Genomic DNA, 4,411 nt, shown 5'->3' with positions numbered 1-4,411 from the left:
CCGCTGTCGGGCCCGTTGCGGTCAAAGGCCATAACCACGACGCAGTTGTCGTCGCTGGGTTCACCGATCCGGCCGAGTGCCATGGAGAAACCGCGTTCGGTTTCCGCCCCGCGCCACGCCTCGGCCTGCTCCTTCAACCGTTTGCGTTCGTCGGCGGGCAGGTCGCCCATCCGAAGGGCACGGCAGGTGTAGCCGGCTCGCTCGACCCGGCCGACAGCTTGCCGGACGTTTCGCATGTCGCGGCCTTCAAGGGTGAAGGTCCGCACATCGATGATTGCTTCGTCGCCGAATTCGAGCGCGGACAGGCCGACCCGTTCCCACGCTTTTCCGCCGGTTTCGGAGCAGCCGATTACCGCTGGTATCCAGGCGTGTTCGGCGGCGATCCGCAGGAACTCCCGGATCGCGCCCGGCCATGCTTCGTTGTCACCGAGCGGATCGCCGCTGGCGAGCATAACCCCGGACACCACCCGGTAGGCCACGCAGGCCTTGCTCGTCGGCGACCAGACGACGGTCTTGTCGCCGCGCAGGGCGAAGTAACCCAGCGAGTCGGCGTCCCCGTGCCGCGTGAGCAGCGCGCGCATCCGCTCGACGTCCTCGGCGGACAGTCGCGGGCGTGGTTCCGGCGGGCGTAGCGCCAGGTACACGACAGTGACGATGGTGAGCAGGCCCATGGTGAGCAGCATCCGGGTGACGAGGTCGGAGAGCCGATCGGAGCTGAACCGGAGCGGTCCGTGGATGCCGACCAGGCCCTCGACGACGTGTGTGAACTGAGTGGTCAGCGGATGCGGGCCCAGTAGACGGCCGGCGCCCATCCGCAGCAGGAGCATCCCGACTGTGATCGAGGCCGCGGTGAGGAGCAGCCCGACCCACAGCGCCCGCCACCGGGTCGTCGGATCACCCTTGGCCTGGAACTCGCCACGGGCCAGCACCAGCCCGACGACCAGCGCCGCCGACGCGACCGCTTCTTCGACGTCGAGACCTTTGACCACGTGCAGGACGACGCTTGCGCCCAGCAGCGTCACCACACCGAGCCACGCGCGGCGTTTGCGTCGGCGCAGACCACGGGCGAGTAGCAGCAGGAGGAGTCCGACCACCACGGTGAAGGCGGCGGCCTGGCGCGATGCCGCCCCCGGCAGGATCTGACGGATCACGTCCAGCCGGTCGCGCCACTCCGGCGTGACCGCCGACACGATGTCGATCAGTCCAGCAATGAACACCAGAGCAGCGGCCACGGTCGGGACCCATGAGCGGTTCCAGGCCGGCAACAGAGGTCGTGCCGGCCGTGAGCTCCCATGATTCCCATGGGCATCGCCGCCGAGCTGGCTCGTTGCGGTGGCCTTCGTGGGAGGGCTGTCGCGGCTGACGGTTGTCACGGACGGTGCCTCCTTTCCCTGCGTCAGGTCCGGTGGCCGTCAGTGGCACGAAAGATCATAGTCGCGCCGCCGCTGGCCGGCTGGGTACGGGTATCGGTCTGAGACCTGTCCGGCCCGCTTGGGACCGCCCGCGGGACGTTACCTCGCGTGCCGCACGGTCAGGCACGGGTGTCCCCGGGTAGGACGATCCCGCAGGCGCTCCCGAGAGGACTGAACGGATGCTCGGACTACCCGAACACATCAGGGCACGCCTCTTCGACCTGGATGGTGTGCTGACGCAGACGGCCGCCGTCCACGCCGCAGCCTGGAAGGAGATGTTCGACACATTCCTCCGCAGGCGGGCGGAACGCACCGATGATCCATTTATTCCGTTCAGCGTTGCTGACGATTATCCCCCCTATGTTGACGGCAAGCCCCGGATGGACGGCATCAGGTCGTTTCTCGCTTCCCGTCACATCGAACTGCCCCAAGGCGGCCCGGACGATCCTCCATCCGCCGACACAGTCCATGGCCTGGGCAAACGCAAGAACGAACTCGTAACAGCCATGATCCGTGAAGGTGGCGTTGCCTCCTATCCCGGTTCTGTACGTTACCTCCGAGCACTGGCGACTGCAGGCGTCCCACGGGCCGTCGTATCGTCGAGCGCGAACTGCGCGGAGGTACTTGCCGCCGCCGGCATCGATAGTCTGCTACCTGTCCGGATCGACGGTATTGTCGCCGAACGCGAGCACCTGGCGGGTAAGCCGGCGCCTGACACCTTTCTGGCCGGTGCCCGCGCGCTCGGCGTGGTGCCGTCGCGCGCGGCGGTATTCGAAGACGCGATCGCCGGGGTCGAGGCGGGCCGGGCCGGAGGTTTCGGGTTCGTCGTAGGCGTCGACCGGGTCGGGCATGCGGACGCTCTGCGCTCGCATGGTGCGGATATTGTCATCTCCGACCTCGATGAGCTGCTCGGCACCGACAACGTCCCCGACCATGTGGTCCGCGGCAGCGGGAGCGGCTCGTGATCGGTAGCATGTCGTTTCCGGTCGATCCATGGCAGCTGCGCGAATGCGGCCTCGATCCGAACCGGCTGGCCCGGGCGGAGTCGCTGTTCGCCCTGTCTAATGGGCATGTCGGCCTGCGGGCGAACCTCGATGAGGGAGAGCCGCACGCATTGCCCGGCAGCTATCTCAACTCCGTCCACGAGCTGCGGCCGTTGCCCTACGCGGAAGCCGGTTACGGCTACCCGGAGTCCGGCCAGACGATGATCAATATTACCAATGGAAAGCTCATCCGTCTGTTGGTGGATGATGAACCCTTCGACGTCCGGTACGGGGACCTGCGGTCCCACGAACGGATCCTGGACTTCCGCCGGGGCGTGCTGAGCCGGACCGCCGAATGGGTGTCACCGGCGGGCCAGGCGGTCCGCGTGTCATCGGTGCGGTTGGTCTCCTTCGTGCAGCGGGCCATGGCGGCGATCTGCTACGAGGTCGAGCCACTGGACGCCTCGACCCGGCTCGTCGTGCAGTCCGAACTGGTCGCCAACGAGCAGTTGCCGACACAGTCCGCGGACCCGCGGGCCGCCGCCGTACTGGAGGCTCCGCTGATGGCGGAGTGGAACGGCAGCCACGGTTCGCATGCCGAGCTGGTGCACCGGACGCGGCACAGCGGCATCCGGGTCGCCGCCGCTATGGATCATGTCATTGACCGGCGCTCCGCGACCGGGGTGACCGCTGAGAGCGATGCCGACTCCTGCCGGGTGACCATCACCACCCTGCTGGATCCAGGTCAGAAGTTGCGGTTTGTCAAGTTCATCGCCTATGGCTGGTCGGTACAGCGTTCCCTGCCGGCCCTGCGCGACCAGGCCGCGGCCGCGCTGACCGCAGCCCGCCAGACCGGCTGGACGGGGCTGCTCACCGAGCAGCGGGCCTATCTTGACGACTTCTGGGCCCGTGCGGACGTCGAGGTCGACGGTGATGCCGAGGTGCAGCAGGCCGTCCGTTTCGCCCTGTTCCACGTCCTGTCCGCGAGTGCGCGGGCCGAGCGTCGGCCGATTCCGGCGAAGGGTCTCACCGGTCCCGGATACGACGGCCACACGTTCTGGGATTCGGAAAGCTACGTCCTTCCCGTGCTCACCTACACCGTGCCGAACGCGGCGGCGGACGCGCTGCGGTGGCGGCAGGCCACCCTGCCCATGGCCAGGGAACGGGCCCACCTGCTCGGCCTCTCCGGCGCGGCCTTCCCGTGGCGGACCATTCACGGAGAGGAGTGCTCCGGGTACTGGCCCGCCGGCACGGCGGCGTTCCACATCAATGCGGATATAGCGGACGCGGTCGTGCGTCATGTCCGCGTCACCGGCGACGACGTATTCGACCGGGACATCGGCCTGGAACTGCTGGTTGAAACGGCCAGGCTCTGGCGGTCTCTCGGCCATCATGACCTGGATGGCGCCTTCAACATCGACGGAGTCACCGGGCCGGACGAGTACAGCGCGGTCGTCGACAACAACATCTATACCAATGTGATGGCACAGCAGAATCTGGTGGAGGCGGCGAACGCGGTCCGGCGGCATCCGGAGAAGGCGCACGAACTGGGCGTGAACGCCGAGGAGGCCGCGTCCTGGCGGGACGCCGCCGAGAACATGTGCATCCCCTTCGATGAAAAGCTGGGCGTGCACCCCCAGTCGGCTGGGTTCACCCGCCATCAGGTGTGGGATTTTGAGCAGACGCGTCCTGACCAGTACCCGCTCCTCCTGCATTTTCCGTATTTCGACCTGTACCGCAAACAGGTGGTGAAGCAGGCAGATCTGGTGTTGGCGATGCAACGCCGGGGGGAGTCGTTCACCGACGAGCAGAAGGCTCGCAACTTCGCCTACTACGAAGCGCTCACCGTTCGCGACTCCTCGTTGTCCTCATCGGCCCAGGCGGTGTTGGCGGCCGAGGTCGGGCATCTCGGGCTTGCCCATGACTACCTGCGCGAAGCGGCACTGATCGACCTTCGTGACCTGGACGGCCGCGCCCTCGACGGCCTGCATATGGCGTCACTGGCCGGAAGCTGGA

The 4,411-nt window shown here is 67.2% G+C and carries 3 protein-coding genes; 2 read left to right on the top strand and 1 reads right to left on the bottom strand.

Annotated features, from left to right (window positions below; genetic code table 11):
• A partial coding sequence (locus U9980_RS15900) for a phosphatidylglycerol lysyltransferase domain-containing protein (protein WP_322768634.1) occupies window positions 1–1,232 on the bottom strand: 1,232 nt, incomplete at its 3' end.
• Window positions 1,233–1,591: 359 nt separating this feature from the next.
• On the opposite strand from U9980_RS15900, the gene U9980_RS15895 reads away from it, so the two are divergent.
• Both U9980_RS15895 and U9980_RS15890 read left to right on the top strand, forming a co-directional pair.
• A complete protein-coding gene (locus U9980_RS15895; protein ID WP_322768633.1) occupies window positions 1,592–2,377 on the top strand; it encodes a beta-phosphoglucomutase family hydrolase in 786 nt (261 codons plus the stop codon).
• Window positions 2,378–2,385: 8 nt separating this feature from the next.
• A partial coding sequence (locus U9980_RS15890; RefSeq protein ID WP_416210290.1) for a glycoside hydrolase family 65 protein occupies window positions 2,386–4,411 on the top strand: 2,026 nt, incomplete at its 3' end.

Source organism: Protofrankia sp. Cr1, assembly GCF_963555865.1.
In the GTDB taxonomy this organism is placed as follows: Bacteria; Actinomycetota; Actinomycetes; order Frankiales; family Frankiaceae; genus Protofrankia.
This window is presented reverse-complemented; position numbering and strand designations above follow the sequence as displayed.